Here is a 19365-nt window from a genome sequence, read left to right as displayed (position 1 = left end):
AGGAACTCCAATGACAATGCAACAGATCGGCCACTTTATTGGTGGCAACCCGATGGCTTCGCGCTCCGAGCGCATGAGCGACGTCTTCAATCCCGCTACGGGCGCCGTGACGGCGAAGGTGGCGCTGGCGACGCCTTCCGAATTGAACGCGGCCGTGGCCGCCGCCCATGCGGCATTTCCCGCCTGGTCGCAAACCTCGCCCCTGCGCCGCGCCAGGATCATGTTCAAGTTCAAGGAGTTGCTGGAGCAAAACGCCGACAAGCTGGCTGCGCTGATCACGGCAGAGCACGGCAAAGTGTTCACGGATGCCAAAGGGGAAGTGACGCGTGGCATCGAAGTAGTGGAATTTGCCTGCGGCATCCCGCAAATGATGAAGGGGGAGTATTCGGAGCAGGTGGCCGGCGGCATCGACGCCTGGTCCATCCGCCAGGCGCTCGGCGTGTGCGTCGGAATCACGCCCTTCAATTTTCCCGTGATGGTGCCGATGTGGATGTTCCCGATGGCAATTGCCTGCGGCAATACCTTCGTATTAAAGCCGTCCGAGCGCGACCCGTCGGCCAGCCTGCTGCTGGCGCAGCTGTTGACGGATGCGGGTTTGCCCGATGGCGTCTTCAACGTGGTGCAGGGCGACAAGGAAGCCGTCGATGGCTTGTTGCATCACCCGGACGTGCGCGCCGTCAGCTTTGTCGGTTCCACGCCGATCGCCGAGTATATCTACGCCACCGGCTGCGCGCAGGGCAAGCGCGTGCAGGCGCTGGGCGGCGCGAAAAACCACATGGTGGTCATGCCGGACGCGGATATTCCGCAAACGGTCGATGCCCTGATGGGCGCCGCCTTCGGTTCGGCGGGCGAGCGCTGCATGGCCATTTCCGTGGTGGTAGCGGTGGGCAATGTAGCAGACCAGCTGGTCGAGGCGCTGGTGCCGCGCATTGCCGCCCTCAAGATCACGCAGGGCATGGATTTAACAGCGGAAATGGGGCCTGTGGTGACGCAAGTGCACAAGGAGAAGATTGCCGGCTATATCGCCACGGGCGTCAAGGAAGGCGCCAAGCTGGTCAGTGACGGGCGCGGTTTCGTCTTGCCAGGCCACGAAAACGGCTTTTTCCTCGGCGGCAGCCTGTTCGACCATGTAACGCCCGAGATGACGATCTACAAGGAGGAAATCTTCGGCCCCGTGCTGTGCATCGTGCGCGTGCCCGATTTTGCCACGGCGCTGGACCTGGTCAATGCGCATGAGTACGGCAATGGCACGGCGATCTACACGCGCGATGGGAATACGGCGCGCGAATACACGCACCGGGTGCAGGTGGGGATGGTGGGCGTCAACGTGCCGATCCCCGTGCCGATGGCTTTCCACAGCTTCGGCGGCTGGAAGCGCAGCCTGTTCGGCGACCACCACGCGCATGGTCCGGAATCCGTGCGGTTCTACACGAAGCAGAAGGCGGTGACGCAGCGCTGGCCCGCTTCCACGGCTGCCGGCGCCGAATTTTCCATGCCGACCCTGAAGTAAGGTGCGATGGCGGCGCGCAGCATCAGCGCGTCAGCGCGCCGCCACGTGGCCGTAGCAGGTTTTCAGTTTCGCATAGTCGTAGAAGACGCTGCCGGGCGCGATGCGGGCACCGTCGCAGGCAGCCTGGAAGTCGGTTTCCTTTTCGTTGTACAGCAAACGCACGATCAGCCGGCCTTCGCCGTTGCGGTACACATCCCACTGCATGTTGGCCGCCAGCGGCGAGAAGCTCTGGCCGCGCCACGGATTCGTCTCATAGCTGTAGCTGGCCGATGCCGGCAAGGGCGCCAGCACCTGCTTCAAGCCCATGGCCGAAGCGAGCGGAATGAGCATCTCGGCGTGCGTGAAGCGCAGCTTGGCCGCGTGGCGCAAGTCTTCCCTGGCCAGCGCATCGACTTCCTTGAAAAAATCCTCGCGCAAGGCCAGCGCGAAACGCCAGGTCACGCCGCTGCTTTCCGTGGTGGCCGGTCCCTTCTGGTAAAAATCCTCGTAGTCGGCGACATACGCGTAGTAGCGCGCATCTTCGACGGGCATGTAGCGGCTGAAATCGGCCGGCACTTCATGCCGCATGCCGGCGGCGATCGCATACAGCTCATACAGTTTCGTGGCGGCCGCATTCAGGCTGCGGATGACGGTCTTGCCGCTGCCCGTCATGGTGCGCGTGAGCTTGCCGTCCTCGCTGGTGAAGGTGTAGCTGCCCGTGTCCGCATAGCTGGCGCGGCCGCCTTCAAACTGGTCGAGGAAGGCGGGCGCAAACAGCCGTTCGAGCACGTGGCGCGCATGCGCGGCCGCTTCCGGCTGCCGTGCTGGTGCATCCATCAGCGCATGCAGCTGCTTGGTTCTTTCATAGTACTGGTAGGCCTGGCTGGCGGCATAGGTGGCGTAATGCGGGTTGGCCCGATCGGTGACGCGGTCCGTCTGCGGCGCCAGCTTGTGCGCATACAGCAGGAAGCGGTTCACGCCACCGGGCTGCGCCACTGCCTTGCGTCCTTGCGGGTAAGGTGCCGGCGCGGGCGGCAGGTATAACAAGGGCGCCAGCGCGGGTGCGTGCTCGAGCAGCGATTGCGTGAAGAAGCGCGAACTGTCGCGCGCGCGGTCCACGCCCGAGTTGATGGTGACGAGCTGGCGCGGTGCCGTCGCCGCCGCCTGCCCCACTTGCGCGAACAGGGCGGGCAGGCGCGCCAGCATGCGCGCTGCCAGCTGCCGGTGTTCGTCGATGCCCGTCTGCGACAGATTGCCATAGCCGGCTTGCTCGATGCCGGCCACGCCATAGCCGAGCAAGGCATTTGCCTTCATCAGGGCCAGGATGTCGGGACCCAGTTCGCGTCCCAGGGGAGTGAGCGCATCCTGGGCGGCGGCTTGCTGCCACATCGCATACAGGGCCGCATCGTTTTTCATGCTGGTGAGCCCCCGCGAGCCGTGGCGTGCCACCAGCTGCGTGAAGATGGGCTGGAAGCCGTCCGGCGGCGCGGCATAGGTGGCCGGGTCCTGCTGCGGCGCATACGGCGTCTTGGTCTGGTAATAGCCTTCGATGGCCAGGGCGGGGCTGGCGCAGATGGCGAGTGCCAGGGCCAGCATCTTGCTGGTAGGGGTAAGTGGTGGGCGCATGGAAGTCCGTAGCTGAGTTTAATTTCCTACGTGCAAGCCTAGCACCAAACGTGAAACAGGCGGGCACGGATGCCCGCCTGCGTTCCCTGCTTACTGTCCCACGTGGCCGTAGCAGGTCTTCAGCTTCGCGTACACGTAGAAATGGCTGCCGGCGGCAAAGCGGGCGCCATCGCAGGCGGCCTGGAATTCCGTTTCCTTTTCGTTGTACAGCATCTTCACCAGCACATTGCCGCTGCCGTCGCGGTACACATCCCACTGCATGTTGGCGGCCATCGGCGCCACATACAGGCCGCGCCAGCTGCTGTTGTCATAGCTGTAGGTCTGCGCCGCCGGCAGCGTGCCGACGACGGTCTTCAGTCCCATGGCCGTGGCCAGCGGGATGATGGCTTCGGCGTGCGTGAAGCGCAGCTTGGCACCGTGCGACAGGTCGCCGCGCGCGATGGCGTCCACTTCCGTGAAGAAGTCTTCGCGCAGCGCGCGCACGTAGTTCCAGGTGACGCCGGCGCTTTCCGTGGTGCCGGGACCCTTGTTGTAAAAATCCTGGTAGTCCTGCACGAAGGCCTGGTACTTGGCCGCGTCCGACGGCATGTACTGTACGAAATCGGCTTTGACCTCGTTCGTCATGCCGGCCATGATGGCGTACAGGTTGTACAGCACGGAAGCGGCATCGGCCAGGCCCTTGATGGTGGTCTCGCCGTCGCCCGTGACGGTGTTGGTGAACTTGCCGTCGTCGCTGGTGAAGCTGTAAGTACCCGTATTGGCGAAGCTGTAGGTGCCGTTGTCGATCTTGTCCACAAACGCCTTGGTAAACAGGCGTTCCAGCACTTCGCGACCCAGGGTGCGCGCCGTGGCGTCCGTGTCGATGGCCGTGTATTTGGCCAGGAAGTCGGGGCTTTTCAGGTAGGTCTGGTAGGCCTGGCTGTCCTGGTAGGTCTGGTAGTAGCGGTCGAGGGTATCGGTGACCAGGTCCGTCTTCGGCACCAGCTTGTGCGCATACAGCAGGAAGCGGTTGGTACCGGCCGGCTGAGCCACGGGCTTGCCGGCCGGGTAGCCGGCGGGGGCGGGCGGCAAGGTGATCAGCGGGGCGACGGCCGGCGCAGTGCTGGCCAGCGACTGCGCGAAATACGCGGCGCTGTCCTTGGCGCGGTCCACGCCGGAACTGACGGTGACGATCTGGCGCGGCGCGCTGGCGGCATTGCTACCCAGTTGCGTGAACAGGGCGGGCAGGCGCGCCAGCATGCGCACGGCCAGCTGCTTGTGTTCATTGATGCCCGTCTGCGACAGGTTGCCGTAGCCGGGCGCCGTGATGCCGTCCACGCCGTAGCCGAGCAGGGCGTTGGCCTTCATCAGTTTCAGGATATCGGCGCCCAGTTTTTGTCCCAGCGGCGTGAGCGCATCGTCGGCGGCGGCCCTTTGCCAGACGTTGTAGAAGGCGGCGTCGTACTTCATGCTCGACAGGCCGCGCGAGCCGTGGCGCGCCACCAGTTCGGTGAACACCGGCGCGTAGCCGGCTGGCGCGGCTTCGTAGGTGGCGGCTTCCTGTTGTGGCGTGTATGGCGTCTTGGTCTGGTAGTAGGTGGCGGGCGGTGGCGTCACCGGGGGCGTCACCGGCGGCGTTACCGGTGGCGTGACCGGTGGCGTGACAGGGGGCGGCGTATCATCGCCGCCGCCACAGGCGGCCAGGGCGAGCATCAGGAGGGACAGGGGAAGATGGCGTGCGTGCAGCATGGCGTTTCCTTCAGGTGTGGTTAGCCCGGGTGCTCCGCGCAGGACGGCGTACCCAGGGTAGACAGGCAGGGGGGAGTTACAGCTTGAGGGCCTTGGCCAGGCTGTTGGCACGCGCATCGCGCTCGCTCAATGGCGCCAGGCCGTGCCGTTCCTCGATGAACTTCAGGATCGACACGGTTTCATATTCGGTATGGTCGATATGCCCGCCTTCGCTGAAGGGCGAGATCACCAGCGCGGGGATGCGCGTGGCAGGGCCGAAGCGGTCGCCTTTCGGTGGCGAGACGTGGTCCCAGAAGCCGCCGTTTTCATCGGTGGTGACGATGACGACGGTGTCCTTCCATTGCGGGCCTTCCATGATGGCGCTGATGATGGCCACACCCTCGTCGTCGCCGGCCGCCACGCTCGATTTTTCCATCCCCGGGTGCATGTTCTTCTTGCCCATCGGCTTGTAGAACGAGACGGGCGGCAGCTTGCCGGCCTTGATGTCGGCGATCATGTCGGAGCGGTCCTTCAGGTGCGTGGCGCGCTGCTGCGGACTGTCGATGAAGCGTTTGAAGTAGGTGAACGGCTGGTGGTGGTACGAGAAATCCTCGGCCTTCTTGCCCGACTTGGTCGAGGCGACGGCGATGTCGTAGCCGTCGGCATAGTAGACCCAGGAAATGCCCTTGTCCGTCAGGCGGTCGCCGATGGTGGGCATGGTTTGTGGCGGCAGGAAGGTCTGCTTCTTGGTGGGGTCGAACAGCAGCGGGCCTTGCATGGTGTTGACGGCGTAGCCATCCTGCGTCACTTCCGCCTCTTCGCCCTTCTTGTGGCCCGTGCCGCGGTCATCCTGGGCGACGATGGACTTGGGCGCGTTCGGGAACACGGGCGTGCAGGCGCAGGTCAGCCACATGTGGTTGAGGAAGGAACCGCCGTAGGCGGACTGGAAGAAGCGGTCGGCCAAGGTGTAGCGCTGCGCCAGCGTCCACAGTTTGAGCTTGCTGCCGTCGAAATAGCCCATGGGCAGGGCGCCCGTATTGCCCTCGACGACGAAGCGGTCATTCTTGCCGTCGTTGATCTGGCGCTTGTGCGTCCAGAAGGCATGCACGGGACTGGCCGTCTTGTCGCCCAGCGAGACGCTCGGCTCCATGCGGAACGGCTGGTTGCCGATGTCGCCCTTGAAGCGCGGGTCCAGGCCGCCCTTGTCGAACGCCACGGCGGGCAGCAGGCGGTACGGCTTGCCATCGGGGCCTATCTGCGTGGTGGTGTCGGGCGCGTGGCCATTGGCGATGCCGTCGGCGCCGGGGAAGGTGCCGAACAGATGGTCGAAGCTGCGGTTTTCCATGTACACGACGACGATCTGGCCGATCTTCGCCAGCTTCGGATCGGCGGCGACCGTGGCGGCCATATCTTGCCGCGTGGCGGTGGGGGTGGTGCAGGCCGCCAGGCCGATGGCCCCGGCGCCGAACAGGGCGATTCTTAGAACGTGGTTCAACATAACAGTCTCCTGATACGCCTCCGCGGACGGGGCGTTTTTTTAATGGTGTGGCCAGAACTGGCCTGTTTGAAGAAATTGCACACGTGTGCAGTACGCGTGTGCAAACAGTAACCCGGATTTTTTTTGATGTCAACAAGTACAGGTGGGGGATGAAAAAGTGTGGAAAACGGGGAACGGCGGGCCGTGGCGGGCGGGCAGACGGCGCGGCGCCATCTGCCGTGTTGCATCGCTTAGCGCGTCGTGCCGCGCCGCACCAGGGTGACGGGCACTTCCTTCAGGCGGCCCGGCATGGCAAATTTTTCCATGCGCTCGACCAGGCTCTTGACGGCGCGGCGCGCCAGTTCGCCCGCATCCTGGCGGATGGTGGTCAGCTGGTAGGCGTCCAGCGCCGCCATGGGAATGTCGTCGAAGCCGATCACCTGCAGTTGCGCGGGCACGTCGATGCCGTACTTGCTGCGCGCCGCATCGATGAAGCCGCAGGCGATCAGGTCGGTGGCGCAAAAGACGCCGTCGGGCAACTTGCTTGATGCGAGCAGGGCGTCGGCAGCTTCCTGGCCCGCCTGGTAGCCGATGGCGTCGGCCAGGTATTCGCCGGCCGTGCAGCGTTTCTTCGCCACGGCCGGCGCCAGGTGGTCGAGGAAGGCCTTGCCGCGCGCGATGCCGCTGAAACTGCTGGCGCGCGTGTTGACGAAGGCCAGCCGTTTGGCTCCGCTGTCGAGCAGAGTGCTGGCCGCCAGTTCGCCGCCATGACGATTGTCGCTGTTGACCACGTCCACGCCTTTCAGGTCGCGTGCGCGGTTGATCATGGCCACCGGCACTTGCCGCTGCAGGTATTCCGTGGCGACGGCGGACGGCGGCGAGCCGGACGTCATGATGACGCCGGAAATCTTGTAGCTGAGGAGGATGCGCAGCAATTCGCTGAGGCGCTCGGGGTCTTCCGCATTCATCAGCAGCGGCACCAGCGCATGTTCGCTCAGGCTGCGCGTGATTTCGCCCAGCAGGGCCACGCGGAACGGGTCGGTGAAGCCCGTGATGACGACGCCCACCAGGTTGCTTTGTCCCTGGTTCATGCTGCGCGCCAGGATGTTGACCTGGTAGCCCAGCGACTGCGCCGCTTCCATCACGCGGGCCCGCGTTTCGGGCGCCACGCTGGCGCCGGGCGTGAACGTGCGCGAGACGGCGGAGCGGGAGACGCCGGCCCGTTTGGCGACGTCCACCGAAGTGACCCAAGACTTGTCTTTTTGTTCCATTGACGGTGTAGATGAATGAGAGGCTGATGCACGATGCGGTGCGGCGCAATGCCGCGCCATCATCTTAGCCGAAAATCCCGGCCGCGGCGCGAACTGAATGCCAGTCCCGCGCCATGGCCAGCGTGCCGGTGCTCAGCTTCTCAAGCGTCTTACCACTTCGGCGTGTACTTCAGGGTGAACTGCACGTTGCGCGGGTCGCCATAGTAGTTGTTCGAACCGGTGGTGTTGTAGGACGGGATGATGTAGCGCTTGTCGAACACGTTGTTGACGTTGAGCGACAGGGCCACTTGCGGTGTGGCTTGCCAGCCCAGGCGCGCGTTCCAGATCGAGAAACCGGCAACCTTGAACGTGTATCCGGTATCGACCGTATGGCTTTGCAGGTTGGCGCCGGCGCCCACGCTGAATTTGTCCCAATCGCCAGGCAGGGTGTAGTTCGACCAAAGGCGCAGCATGTGCTTGGGCGTCCACGTCGAGAAGACCTGGCCCTTGTTGTCCGGATCGTCGAGGTAGGTCGTCGTCGTATAGGCGTAGCCGGCCGACAGTTGCAGGCCGCGCGCCACTTCGCCCGACATTTCCGCTTCCAGACCCTGGCTGCGCACCTTGCCCGAGGCGCGCGAGCAGTACCAGCCATCGCAGGCGAAACCGGCGGCGTAATCGGTGACGGCGCGGTCCTTGTGGTCATAGCGGAACACGGCCAGCGAGGTGTTGAGCTTGCCGTCCAGCAGTTCACCCTTGATGCCGCCTTCGTAGCTGCTGCCCGTGATCGGTTTGAGGGTCCGGCCTGCCACATCGTGGTTCGTCTGCGGCTGGAACACGTCCGCATAGCTGGCATAGGCCGACCATTGCGGCGTCAGTGCATAGATCAGGCCCACCGATGGCGTGAACTTTGCCGTGGCGCTGGTGGCGTCGCGGTAGCCGTCCGGCGTGGCATACAGGAAGTCGTACCAGTTGAAGCGCCCGCCCAGCAGGACCTTCAGATTGCTCGTCAGCTGGCCGTTCCAGGTGGCGTACAGGCCTTTCTGGCGCATGTCGTAGGTGCTGTAGCTGGTCACGCCCGCTGGGCGCGCGGCGATGGTGTCGAAGTCCTGCCACGGGCGATGGTGGTTGATATTGAAGATATCCGCACCTGTTTCCCACGCGCGCGCATAGCGGTCGGTCGACGTGAAGCTGGCATAGCTGGCGCCGACGACGACTTCCTGCGCGATGCCCAGGCCATTGAATTTGCCGCGCACGAAAGCGTCGATGCCGCGCTTGCGGTTGTCGAAATCGGTGGAAAAGTCGCCATAGCGCGCGCCGCTGCCATCGGGATTGATTTCAAAGGCCGTGCGCTGGTGCGTGGAGCTCGTGCTTTCATTCGTGCCCAGCGCCGAGGCTTTCAGGCTCCATTGCGTATTGAAATGGTGTTCCAGATCCAGGTAGACGGTGCTCTGCTCAACCTGGCTGCGGTTCCAGTCGGCGCCCGTGAAGGTAGAGCGCGGCAGTGGCAGTGCGCTGCCGTCCTTGTAGCGGGGCAGGCCGATGAAAGTGGGACGGCCGTGGGCCTTGACATGGCTGGCGGCAAGGCCCACGGTGGTGGCGGGCGCCAGGTCGTAGTCGAGCGCCGCGTACAGGGTGCGGTTCTTGCTCCACACCTGGTCGATGAAGGAGTGGCTATCGTCTTCATCGACGATGGCGCGTCCGCGCAGGGTGCCTTCCGCATTCAGGGGGGTGCTGATGTCGACCTGGGCGCCATAATGGTCCCAGGAACCGGCGCGGCCCGTCAGCGTGATCGCGCGCGTGGCCAGTGGACGCTTGCGCACCAGATTGACTGAACCACCGGGGCTGCCCGTGCCGACCAGCATGCTCGAGGCGCCGCGCAGCACTTCCAGGCGGTCGTAGATGACCATGTTTTCCTGGCCCCAGTTGCCCAGCGCATAGGTGTTGCGGTCGATCGGCACGCCGTCGTACTGCCATTGGTCGATCTGGAAGCCGCGCGCCGTGATCACCACGCCCGGCCCCACGCCATGCACGCCCACCACGCCCGTGACGTTATTGACGGCTTCGCGCAAGTCCGTGATGCCCTGGTCGTCCAGGCGCTGGCGCGTCAGCACGCTCACCGATTGGGGGATGTCCTTCATCGACTGCTCGCCCTTGCCGATGGTGATCTTGCGTGCCGTGTAGGAGCCGCTGCCTTCGGTGGTGGCGCCTTGTTCGGCCTGGCCGACGATGGTAATCGAGGGCATGGTGCGCTCGGCAGCCGAGGCGGAGGTAGCGGCCGCTGTGGGCGCGGTTGCCGGCGCGGCCACCAGCACATAGCCGGTCGGGGTCTTGCCGATGGCGTAGCCGCTGCCGCGCAGCAGCACGGCGAAACCGTCATCGATGGCATAGCTGCCCTGCAGTCCGGCGCTTTGCAAGCCTTGCACCTTGGCGGCGTCGATGACGATGGAGACGCCTGCCTGCTGCGCATAGCGGTTCAGGGCGCCGGCCAGCGGGCCGGCGGGGATGGCGTAGCTGGCGACAGCCGGCACGGCCTGGGCGACTGCCTGGGCGTGCAGGCCGGCGCCAGCGAGCAGCATGGCGGCCAGGGCCAGCGGGCGCAGACGCGTGCGCAGGGTGTTCGGGGAGGAAACGGCAACGACTTGAGCGTACATGTGACAGCCTTTTTTGAATGATCTCAGCTGCCTTGACGCACGAGATGCGCACAGTGGAACCGCGAACGCGAAAAATTCTCTATTTATTTTTTGCGGCGCCGCTGGCGGGGGCGTCGACCATCACGAGATAGCGCGTCAGCATGCGGATGCGCAGTTGCGGGAAATTGTCGATCAGCAGTTGCAGCGCCTTGTCCGTGTCGTCCAGCGGCAGCACGGCGGCCACGCGGATGCCGGCGATCTGCGCGCGGTCGTAATGCAGCTGGCCGGGGCGGTGGCGCGCCAGCTCGTCGAGTACTTCGGTCAGCGGCAAGTCGTCGACCACCAGCTGGTGCGCGCGCCACGCTTCCTGCACGCTGGCCGCATCGATGGCCACGATAGGTCCCACGCCATCGTCCGTGATGCGCGCGCGCTGGCCCGCCCGCACCACGACGGCCGGATGTTGCGGCACCTGTGCCAGCACTTTCGACTCCAGCATGCTCAAGGTGGTGCTGCCGCCTTCCTTGCGGACGCTGAAGCGCGTGCCCAGCGCGCGGATTGCCGCCTGGTTGCTGTCGACGATGAAAGGGCGCTGCGCATCCTTGGCCACGTCGACGAGGATGTCGCCGCGTACCAGTTCCACATGCCGCTCTCCCGCATTGAAGCGCACGTTGACGGCGCTGTGGCTGCCCAGGGTCAGGCGGCTGCCATCGGCCAGGGTGTGCATCTGCCATTGTCCCGTGGGGCTGCGCAGGTCGGCCAGCAGGTAGGCGGGGCGCTCGCTGATGACCAGCGCGCCGGTCAGCGCCAGCACGGCCACGGCGCTGGCGGCGGCCAGCTGGCGCAGACGCTGGCGCTTTGGGGCGATGGCGGCCAGGGCGGCGCGCGCGGGGCGATGGTCGCCGCCGGCCGGCTCGCGCACGGCGCTCAATTGAAGCAGCAGGTTTTCCATGCCGGCGGCGACTGTCGCGTGCAGCGGGTCGGCCGCCTTCCATGCGGCGAAGCCGGCCCGCGCCGTGTCGCGCTCGGACGGGTCGTCGGCGCTCAGGCGCACGATCCACCGTGCGGCCTGCTCGGCCGCCACGTCGGTGCGCGTGCTGTTCATGCCGCCATGGCCGGGCAGGCGTGGCGGCAGGCCAGCAAGGCTTGCACCAGGTATTTCTGTACCATGCGCGTGGAGACGTTCAGCTGCGCGGCGACGGCGGCCTGCGGCTGTTCTTCCAGGTAGTGCAGCAAAAAAGCGTCGCGCGCCTTGGCGGACAAGCCATCCAGTGCCGTGGCGATCTGCTCGAGCGCCTGCACGGCCATCAGGATCTCGTCCGGCGAAGGTGCGCCGGGCAGGCTGTCGGCCAGCAGGGCCAGTTCCGCCAGGTAGCTGCGCTCGAGTATCTGGCGGCGCGCGCGGTCGAGCAGCAATCGCTTTGCCGTGGTGGACAGATAGGCGCGCGGCTCGCGCATGCCGAACAGGGCGTCGCGCGAGGCGATGATGCGTACGAACGTATCTTGCGCCACGTCGGCTGCGCCATGCGGACAGCTGAGTTTTTTGCGCAGCCAGCCGACCAGCCAGCCGTGATGCTCGCTGTAGAGCGAATGCACTTGCTGTTGCAGGCTGGGCTGGATGGCGGACATGGGTGATGAGTAATATAAATGAGAATTATTCTCATTGTAAGCCGCAGGGGCCGCTTGCCACAATCCCCAATGCATGCGCAGAGGGCAGGTGTTGCGTGGAGGCCGCATGCGCGATGATGGCGGAAATGAAAAAACCCGCCGCTGCACGGGGCAGGGGCGGGTTTATCAATGCTGCAAATTCTTGGTGGTGATAGGTGGACTTGAACCACCGACCCCAGCATTATGAATGCTGTGCTCTAACCAACTGAGCTATATCACCAAACAGACCGGTCAGACCGGATGCTGGTTGCGACCATGGTGATACCATGATCCTTGTTCTTTGGTGGTGATAGGTGGACTTGAACCACCGACCCCAGCATTATGAATGCTGTGCTCTAACCAACTGAGCTATATCACCCAACAGCCGAGCATTATCCAGTCTTCCCATTTCCTTGTCAATGCCGGCGCAAAAAAATGTGCGGATTTTTCACGCGCCAGCACAGGCATGATTATTTTTGTAACGGCGTCAGCAAGGGCTGGATCTGCGCCAGCATGGACGAGGCCGGATCAGCGCCCAGGCAATCGATGACGATGCGTTCCGGCATCGAGCGTAACCAGGTGAGCTGCCGCTTGGCCAGCTGGCGCGTGGCGATGATGCCCGTCTCGCGCAGGGCGGCGCGGTCGATGCGGCCATCGAGATACTCCCAGGCCTGGCGGTAGCCCACGCAGCGCATCGAGGGCAAACCCGGGTGCAGGTCGCCGCGCCGGCGCAGCTGCTCCACTTCATCGAGCAGGGCGTCGTCTTTCAGCATGAGGTCGAAGCGCGTGGCGATGCGCGCATGCAGCACGGCGCGGTCCGACGGTTCCAGCGCGAACGATTGCAATTGAAACGGCAGCACGGTCTTTTCGCGCCGCGCCAGCAGGGCCGACATGGGCTGGCCGGACAGCGCGATGATTTCCAGCGCGCGGCCGATGCGCTGCGCATCCTGCGGCGCCAGGCGCGCGGCCGTGACGGGATCTTGTTCGGCCAGGCGCGCATGCATGGCGGGCCAGCCGATGGCGGCCGCGTCTTCTTCCAGCCGGGCGCGCAGGACGGGATCGGCGCCGGGCAAGTCGTCGAGGCCATCGGCCAGGCCCTTGAAGTACAGCATGGTGCCGCCGACGAGCAGCGGCAGCTTGCCGCGCGCCGTGATCTCCGCCACCAGGCGCAGGGTGTCATTGCGGAACTGCGCCACGGAATACGCGTCGAGCGGGTCGATGATGTCGATCAAATGATGCGGTACCTGGGCCAGTTCTTCCTTCGACGGCTTGGCCGTGCCGATATCCATGCCGCGGTAAACGAGGGCGGAATCGACGGAAATGATCTCGGATGGAATGGCTTGCGCGATGGCCAGCGCACTGGCCGTCTTGCCGCTGGCCGTGGGGCCCATGATGGCGACGGCCAGGGGGAGGTGTGGGGTGTTTTGCATGTTGACTTTTGTAAGGTGATGCGTAGGTCGGATTAGCGCAAGCGTAATCCGACGTGATGCCGCCGCCGCAGTGTCGGATTACGCTGCGCTAATCCGACCTACTGTCTATTGGCCGCGCAGGAACAGTTTATCGAGTGCATTGATCTCGACCTGTACCCATGTCGGCCGGCCGTGGTTGCACTGGTCGGCGCGTTCCGTGCTCTCCATCTGGCGCAGCAGGGCGTTCATTTCCTGCACCGATAAAATCCGGTTGGCGCGCACGGCCGTGTGGCAGGCCAGGGTGCCCAGCAATTCGTTCTGGCGCTCGATCAGCACGCGCGAGCCGCCGTATTCGCGCACGTCGCGCAGCACGTCGCGCGCCAGGGTTTGCGCGTCCGCGTTTTTGAGCAGGGTCGGCACGGAGCGCACGGCCAGGGTGGTGGGCGACAGGGCGGCGATGTCGAAGCCCAGCGCCTTCAATGTGTCCTGGTTTTCATTCGCCGTCGACACTTCGATGGCGTCCGCGTAGAACGTCACGGGTATCAGCAGCGATTGCACCTGCATGTCCTGGCCGGAGACTTGCGCCTGCAGCGCGTTTTTCAGCTGCTCGTACAGGATGCGTTCGTGCGCCGCGTGCATGTCGACCAGCACCAAGCCCTTGGTGTTCTGCGCCAGGATGTAGATGCCATGCAGCTGGGCCAGGGCAAAGCCCAGCGGATATTCTTCGCGCGCCATCGCTTCGGGCGAGGCGATGTACGGTTCCACCTGCGTGATCGGCGAGGATGCGCCGCCGCCGAACAGGGCGCCGTAGGCGGACGTGTCCTGCGCCACGCCAGGCGCGTCGGCAAAGAAGGGACGGGCCGCGCCGGGCGAGGCGGGCGCGAAGGTATTCGTAAATTGTGCGCCGAACGAGGTCTGCGTCTGCTCGCGGCGCCAGATGCCAGGTCCACCCAAACCCGCGCCCGCGGTATCACCGCCGAGGCTGGAGGCAGCCGGCAGGGGCGCCGGCACGCTGCCGAACGCCGTGGCCGACGTCTGCGCCAGGGCGCGCTGTACCGCGTGGAAGACGAACTGGTGCACGGAGCGGCTGTCGCGGAAGCGCACTTCGATCTTCGACGGGTGCACGTTGACGTCGACCAGGGCCGGGTCGAGGTCGAGCGCCAGCACGTAGGACGGAAAACGGTCGCCATGCAGCACGTCCTGGTAGGCCATGCGCACGGCGTGCACCAGCAGCTTGTCGCGCACGAAGCGCCCGTTGACATAAAAGAACTGGCCGTCGGCGCGCGCCTTGGACGCCGTCGGTAAGCCGGCAAAGCCGTGAATGCGCAAGGTGCCGGCCGATTCGTCCAGCGCCAGGCGCGCTTCGGCGAAGTCGTTGCCCAGGATGTGGGCGCTGCGCTTGGCCAGTTCGCTGATATTCCACTGATCGATGGTGCGGCCATTGTGCGACAGCGAGAACGACACGTCCGGCCGCGCCAGCGCGATGCGGCGCACGACTTCGGCGCAGTGGCCGTACTCCGTCTGCTCGGACTTGAGGAATTTGCGCCGCGCGGGCGTGTTGAAATACAGGTCTTGCACGTCGACCGTGGTGCCGTGCGCGCCGGACGATGGCGAGACGCTGCCATTGTGCGAGCCGACGATTTCCCAGGCGTGGGCCGCGTCCGCCGTGCGCGACGTCACGGTAACGGCAGCCACGGAAGCGATCGAGGCCAGCGCCTCGCCGCGAAAGCCCAGGGTGCCCACGTTTTCCAGGTCGTGCAGGGACGCGATCTTCGAGGTGGCGTGGCGCGCCAGGGCCAGCGGCAGCTGGTCCTTGTCGATGCCGCGGCCGTTATCGGTAATCGCGATGCGTTTCACGCCCCCTTCTTCCAGCCGCACGGTGATCTGCGTGGCGCCCGAGTCGAGCGCGTTTTCCAGCAGCTCCTTGACGACGGCGGACGGCCGCTCGACCACCTCGCCGGCGGCGATTTGCGAAATCAACTGGTCAGGCAAGGCCTGGATCGGGCGGTGGGGCGTGATGGGAGCGTTCATGCCCTGATTATAACGGGTTCGCAAGGGGAGGCGCTGCTGTGCTGATGCCTGAAACCCAAAACGAAGGCTGGGGTCGTACCCTGAGGGTACGACCCCGGAATTTGCCCTTCGGGTCGTTTATTTTGCCATTTCCCGCACCGGTATCGGCGCATTGCACAGGTCAATATGGCCGGCCGTGACCTTGCTCCACGGGCCGCCGCGGTGGCGCTGGGCGTCCAGCACGGCCTGGTAGGCGGCGCTGTCGGTGCGCATCACTTCCAGATTTGCGCGCTGTGCCAAGGGCACGCTGGCGGCCAGGCGGATGGACTTGATCGGCACGTTTTTCTCGGGGCTGTCATAAAAGCCCATGGGGCCCGTGCCGCGCGGCAGGGTCGACAGCAATGGCATGCCGGAGACGACTCTGCCGACGACCGTGATGTCGCGGTCCAGGTGGCGCGGCGACTGGCCGATGACGGCGTACAGTTCCGTGCCGCCGCCACTGTCGCTGGCGCTGTCGCGGCCCACGCCAACGGTGGCGTAGCAATGCGTGAGCCAGGCCGTGCCGGTTTTCGGGTCGCGCGCGGACGGGAAGCCGTTCGAATGCCCCACTTGCGGCGCATAGCCATCGACGTCCGGCAGGCGCGTGAAGCTCTTGACGTTTTTCAAGGGCACGGTGAATTCGCCGGGCAAGGTGCGCTGCGCATGCTGGATCGGCTTGGGATTTTTCTCGTTCGGATCGCCCCACTGCGCCACCCAGTTGTCCTGCGCGCGCGTGATGGCCAGGCCGTCGTAATACTGTTCGGCCACCAGGGCCTTGATGTTGGCCACGTGCTTCGGTGCGAAGTCTGGCGCCAGTTCGATCACCACGCGGCCGGCGGGAATGTCCAGGTACAGGGTGTTGTCCGGATCCAGCGGACGCCAGTCGGACGGTTTCGAAGCCTTGATCACGTCGGCCAAGCCCGCTTTGGCGGGCAGTTCGGCGGGCGCCTTGATCTGCACAGACGCCGCGTGGGCAGTCAGATGCGCAAGGCCCAGTACGGTGGCCATGGTCAGGCCGCTCAGTGGGTGTCGATACATGTTTTCTCCTGGTCGGCGCGGGTTGCGCCGGTCAGAAAGTGTATACCGGAATGGCAATATTTCGCTGAAAAAACGTTGCGCGGGCCGAACATGGTATGCCAGCAGGAAAACTGGCCTGAGCGAGTTGGCGTCGGTAATTCCTTAACCTTTCCTTAAAATGCCACACGCGCACGGGCACCGCATAATTAATCCTGAAATATCGGGCCGGGGACTGCCGTTGCGCTGGCCGGGTGGTGTATGATTCCGCCGCTACCTTTAGGGAAAAATATATGGATTTTGTGCAATTCCTCGACATGATCGTGCATGTCGACAAGACGCTGGGTCTCTTGATCGAGCAGTACGGTACCCTCGTGTATGCGGTGCTGTTCGCCATTATTTTTTGCGAGACAGGCCTCGTGGTGCTGTTTTTCTTCCCTGGGGATACCTTGCTGTTTATCGCCGGCGCGTTCTGCGCGACGGGACAGATGCACCTGGGCTTGCTGATCTTCCTGCTTGTCACGGCGGCCATCACGGGCAACACGCTCAATTACTGGATAGGCGAGGCCATCGGGCAAAGGGTGTTTACCCACGATTACCGCTGGATCAACAAGGATGCCATGCGCCGTACGCACGAATTCTTTGAAAAGCACGGCGGCAAGACAATCATCCTGGCCCGTTTCGTGCCGGTGGTGCGTACCTTCGCGCCGTTCGTGGCTGGCATTTCCGACATGACGCATGCGCGCTTCCAGATGTACAACGTGACGGGCGCCCTGTTGTGGGTGGTCGGTCTGGTGACGGCGGGTTACTTCTTCGGCAATATCCCGTGGATCCGCGACCACCTGACCTTGATCGTGCTGATCGGTGTCGGCGCCGCCGTCGTGCCGGTGGTACTGGGCGGCTTGTGGAAACTCTACAAGCGCATGGTCGGCAAGTCGGCGTAATGCCGCATGGATCCGGGGCAAGCGCGCTGCGGCACAGCCCGCAGCCGGCCCCGGATCCCGTTTTTCTCTGCCTTGTTTTTGTTTTACTCCCGCGCTGATTCAAGTTTTGTTGCTTTCCAGCCGTAAACCAGAGGGTATTCTCACTTTCTGGATTTCCATGCGACATTTGAGCGCCCTGTTAGCTTGCAGCCTTGCCGCGATGACGGCCATGGCAAGCGCCAAAGATGCCCCCGCCCCGGCGAGCGCCGCTGCATCCGCGCCCATGTCGGCGTCGGCGCGCGCGGCCGCCATGAAAACCTTGACCGAATCGGTGAAGGGCAAGGAGGCCAAGGCGCCTGTCGTCGTCGCACCCACGGCGCGCGAAAAGGAAGAAGCGGCCGAAGTCGACCTGTCCGAACGCATCGCGGCGCGCCTGGCGGAAATGCGCGCGACCCAGGCGGCCCGCGCCGCCGCCCGCGCCAAGCGCGCGGCCGTGGTGAAGGCCGCGCCGCCGCCACCGCCCGTGCCGCGCGGCACGCACTGGTCGTACGAGGGCGACAGCGGCCCGGCCCACTGGAGCAAGATCAATGTCGACTGGGCCAAGTGCGGCAATGGCAGCCGGCAGTCGCCGATCGATATCCGCGACGGCATGAAGGTGGAACTCGAGCAGATCAGTTTTGACTACCATCCGTCGTCGTTCAATGTGGTCGACAATGGCCACACGGTGCAGGTGGGCGTGAGCGGCGGTAATTACATCACGGTGCAGAACCGCATGTTCGAGCTGCAGCAATTCCATTTCCACCGCCCGTCCGAAGAGCGCATCAATGGCAAGGCATTCGAGATGGTGGTGCACCTGGTGCACCGTGACGCGGAAGGCCGGCAAGCCGTGCTGGCGCTGCTGCTGGAGCGGGGCGCGCCGCAGGCGACCATCCAGACCGTGTGGAACAACCTGCCGCTGGAAAAATTCGAGACCATGCAGCCGACCATCCTGCTCGACCCGGCCGAGATGCTGCCCACGCGGCGCGAGTACTACACGTACATGGGATCGATGACGGAGCCGCCTTGCAGCGAAGGCGTGCTGTGGCTGGTGATGAAGCAGCCGGTGCAGGCTTCGCCGGCGCAGATGGCGCTGTTCAGCCGCTTGTATCCCTTGAATGCGCGTCCGATCCAGCCTGCCAATGGCCGCATCATCAAGGAGTCGAATTAACAGCGCCTGAGAAAAGCCCATGGCGTTGTTGCCTTGCCTCGTCGTACATGCGTACTGCCTTCGGCAAGGCGCCTAGCCCTGGACTTTTTCAGTCGCTCTTATGTAAATGCGAGATGCTGGCGGCCCGTCCATTCGGCGCCGGCGGCCAGCAGGTCGGGCTGGATCAGGGCTGGCTCGATGCAGATGAAACGCTGGTATTCATCGTCGGCCAGGTCGGGCAGGGCGGCCGCGTCTTGCGCGCCCGGGTTCCACACGACGGCGTCCGTAAAGCCCTGCTGTTCCAGGCGCAGCGTATGGCCGCCGGACTGCAGGCTCAAGGCGCCCGGCAGCTGGTAGTAGATGCGGTCCAGCTTGTCCGCGAATTGCAGCAGCTCTTCCGCCTGCAAGGCATCTTGCGGTGTTTCGTCCGAATAGCGCACGCGCTGCAAGCCGCCGACGCGCGCCTCGCTCAATTGATCTATCGAAAAATAGCTGTGCAGGGCCGCCGAGAATGGAAACGCCTGCTCGCCCGTGTTATGCACGGACAGGTTCAGTTCCAGCGTCTGCGCCTTGACGGCCACGCGCAGGCGCAAGGTGAAGGCATAGGCCCAGGTGGCGGCGATCGCTTCCGGCAAGTCAGCCTGGGTCAGGGCAAATTGCGCCCATGCGGCGCCATCGGTGTCGCCGCTCGATTCCAGCTGCCAGGTCGCCACGCGCGCAAAGCCGTGGCGCATGCCCGTGCCGCGCGCGCCGAACTGGGGAAAGATCACGGGCACGCCGCCACGGATGGCGCGGCTACCATCCAGCGCGGAATCCCGGCTGCAGAACAGGCGCTCCTGGCCATCGCTGGTCCGCCACGAGACCAGGTGGCCGCCGTACAGGGTGACGGTCGCTTGCGCGCCGTCGGCGGCGCGGATGGTCACGGCCGGCAGCTGGCCAAAGATACTCTTGCTCATGCTAG

At 64.7% G+C, this 19365-nt stretch carries 15 protein-coding genes and 2 tRNA genes; 3 read left to right on the top strand and 14 right to left on the bottom strand.

The genetic code is table 11. The annotated features are described in order from the left end of the window. Positions 1-10: 10 nt before the first annotated feature. A complete protein-coding gene (locus O3297_RS17160) occupies positions 11-1510 on the top strand; it encodes a CoA-acylating methylmalonate-semialdehyde dehydrogenase (RefSeq protein WP_305049274.1) in 1500 nt (499 codons plus the stop codon). Positions 1511-1540: 30 nt separating this feature from the next. On the opposite strand, the gene O3297_RS17155 is transcribed toward O3297_RS17160, so the two are convergent. The 12 genes from O3297_RS17155 to O3297_RS17100 form a co-directional block, all read right to left on the bottom strand. Further along, on the bottom strand, positions 1541-3115 hold the full coding sequence (locus tag O3297_RS17155) for a histidine-type phosphatase (protein WP_305049273.1): 1575 nt from the start codon (positions 3113-3115) through the stop codon (positions 1541-1543). Positions 3116-3205: 90 nt separating this feature from the next. Then, positions 3206-4843 carry a histidine-type phosphatase gene (locus O3297_RS17150; protein WP_305049272.1) on the bottom strand — a complete coding sequence of 546 codons (1638 nt, stop codon included), beginning with the start codon at positions 4841-4843 and terminating at the stop codon, positions 3206-3208. Positions 4844-4919: 76 nt separating this feature from the next. After that, a complete protein-coding gene (acpA, locus tag O3297_RS17145; protein WP_305049271.1) occupies positions 4920-6320 on the bottom strand; it encodes an acid phosphatase in 1401 nt (466 codons plus the stop codon). A 230-nt stretch (positions 6321-6550) separates the two neighbouring features. Further along, positions 6551-7537 carry a LacI family DNA-binding transcriptional regulator gene (locus tag O3297_RS17140; RefSeq protein WP_318526607.1) on the bottom strand — a complete coding sequence of 329 codons (987 nt, stop codon included), beginning with the start codon at positions 7535-7537 and terminating at the stop codon, positions 6551-6553. 182 nt (positions 7538-7719) lie between these two features. Further along, positions 7720-10200, bottom strand: a complete 2481-nt coding sequence (locus O3297_RS17135) for a TonB-dependent receptor (protein ID WP_151096938.1) — start codon at positions 10198-10200, stop codon at positions 7720-7722. A 79-nt stretch (positions 10201-10279) separates the two neighbouring features. Next, entirely contained in the window at positions 10280-11281 is a 1002-nt protein-coding gene (locus O3297_RS17130; RefSeq protein ID WP_305049270.1) for a FecR domain-containing protein, read from the bottom strand. Then, positions 11278-11805: a sigma-70 family RNA polymerase sigma factor gene (locus O3297_RS17125; RefSeq protein WP_034780071.1), complete on the bottom strand. Its 528-nt coding sequence runs from the start codon at positions 11803-11805 to the stop codon at positions 11278-11280. The genes O3297_RS17130 and O3297_RS17125 overlap by 4 nt, the downstream gene beginning before the upstream one ends. 182 nt (positions 11806-11987) lie before the next feature. After that, positions 11988-12064 (bottom strand) — tRNA-Met (locus tag O3297_RS17120). Positions 12065-12125: 61 nt separating this feature from the next. Then, positions 12126-12202 (bottom strand) — tRNA-Met (locus O3297_RS17115). A gap of 91 nt (positions 12203-12293) precedes the next feature. Continuing rightward, entirely contained in the window at positions 12294-13253 is a 960-nt protein-coding gene (gene miaA, locus O3297_RS17110; protein WP_305049269.1) for a tRNA (adenosine(37)-N6)-dimethylallyltransferase MiaA, read from the bottom strand. Positions 13254-13358: 105 nt separating this feature from the next. Then, positions 13359-15263: a DNA mismatch repair endonuclease MutL gene (gene mutL / locus O3297_RS17105; protein ID WP_151096934.1), complete on the bottom strand. Its 1905-nt coding sequence runs from the start codon at positions 15261-15263 to the stop codon at positions 13359-13361. A gap of 117 nt (positions 15264-15380) precedes the next feature. Beyond that, positions 15381-16319 (bottom strand): peptidylprolyl isomerase, encoded by a 939-nt coding sequence (locus tag O3297_RS17100; protein WP_305049268.1) that lies wholly within the window; start codon positions 16317-16319, stop codon positions 15381-15383. Positions 16320-16588: 269 nt separating this feature from the next. On the opposite strand from O3297_RS17100, the gene O3297_RS17095 reads away from it, so the two are divergent. Next, the gene (locus O3297_RS17095; protein ID WP_034780059.1) at positions 16589-17239 is read left to right on the top strand and encodes a VTT domain-containing protein; all 651 of its coding nucleotides are present in this window, start codon (positions 16589-16591) and stop codon (positions 17237-17239) included. Between the two features lie 99 nt (positions 17240-17338). Here O3297_RS17095 and O3297_RS17090 read toward each other — a convergent pair whose 3' ends face one another. Then, a complete protein-coding gene (locus O3297_RS17090) occupies positions 17339-17560 on the bottom strand; it encodes a hypothetical protein (RefSeq protein WP_305049267.1) in 222 nt (73 codons plus the stop codon). Between O3297_RS17090 and O3297_RS17085 the strand changes: the two genes are divergently transcribed. Then, entirely contained in the window at positions 17529-18425 is an 897-nt protein-coding gene (locus O3297_RS17085) for a carbonic anhydrase (RefSeq protein WP_305049266.1), read from the top strand. The two genes, O3297_RS17090 and O3297_RS17085, sit on opposite strands and share 32 nt — an antisense overlap. Before the next feature lie 98 nt (positions 18426-18523). Here the strand turns inward: O3297_RS17085 and O3297_RS17080 are convergent, their stop codons facing one another. After that, the gene (locus O3297_RS17080; protein WP_305049265.1) at positions 18524-19360 is read right to left on the bottom strand and encodes a D-hexose-6-phosphate mutarotase; all 837 of its coding nucleotides are present in this window, start codon (positions 19358-19360) and stop codon (positions 18524-18526) included. Between the last annotated feature and the right edge of the window lie 5 nt (positions 19361-19365).

The sequence above is a fragment of the Janthinobacterium sp. SUN128 genome (assembly GCF_030587275.1).
GTDB classification, from domain to species: Bacteria; Pseudomonadota; Gammaproteobacteria; order Burkholderiales; family Burkholderiaceae_D; genus Janthinobacterium; species Janthinobacterium lividum.
Note: the sequence above shows the minus strand (reverse complement) of the source record. Positions and strands in the feature narration are given on the sequence as shown.

What these genes read in the sequence shown, in the direction of transcription:
- O3297_RS17085 (WP_305049266.1), top strand. Translation starts at nt 17,529, where the DNA reads ATGAAAACCTTGACCGAATCGGTGAAGGGCAAGGAGGCCAAGGCGCCT.
- miaA (WP_305049269.1), bottom strand. Translation starts at nt 13,253, where the DNA reads ATGCAAAACACCCCACACCTCCCCCTGGCCGTCGCCATCATGGGCCCC.
- O3297_RS17135 (WP_151096938.1), bottom strand. Translation starts at nt 10,200, where the DNA reads ATGTACGCTCAAGTCGTTGCCGTTTCCTCCCCGAACACCCTGCGCACG.
- O3297_RS17125 (WP_034780071.1), bottom strand. Translation starts at nt 11,805, where the DNA reads ATGTCCGCCATCCAGCCCAGCCTGCAACAGCAAGTGCATTCGCTCTAC.
- acpA (WP_305049271.1), bottom strand. Translation starts at nt 6,320, where the DNA reads ATGTTGAACCACGTTCTAAGAATCGCCCTGTTCGGCGCCGGGGCCATC.
- mutL (WP_151096934.1), bottom strand. Translation starts at nt 15,263, where the DNA reads ATGAACGCTCCCATCACGCCCCACCGCCCGATCCAGGCCTTGCCTGAC.
- O3297_RS17130 (WP_305049270.1), bottom strand. Translation starts at nt 11,281, where the DNA reads ATGAACAGCACGCGCACCGACGTGGCGGCCGAGCAGGCCGCACGGTGG.
- O3297_RS17160 (WP_305049274.1), top strand. Translation starts at nt 11, where the DNA reads ATGACAATGCAACAGATCGGCCACTTTATTGGTGGCAACCCGATGGCT.
- O3297_RS17100 (WP_305049268.1), bottom strand. Translation starts at nt 16,319, where the DNA reads ATGTATCGACACCCACTGAGCGGCCTGACCATGGCCACCGTACTGGGC.
- O3297_RS17095 (WP_034780059.1), top strand. Translation starts at nt 16,589, where the DNA reads ATGGATTTTGTGCAATTCCTCGACATGATCGTGCATGTCGACAAGACG.
- O3297_RS17150 (WP_305049272.1), bottom strand. Translation starts at nt 4,843, where the DNA reads ATGCTGCACGCACGCCATCTTCCCCTGTCCCTCCTGATGCTCGCCCTG.
- O3297_RS17155 (WP_305049273.1), bottom strand. Translation starts at nt 3,115, where the DNA reads ATGCGCCCACCACTTACCCCTACCAGCAAGATGCTGGCCCTGGCACTC.
- O3297_RS17080 (WP_305049265.1), bottom strand. Translation starts at nt 19,360, where the DNA reads ATGAGCAAGAGTATCTTTGGCCAGCTGCCGGCCGTGACCATCCGCGCC.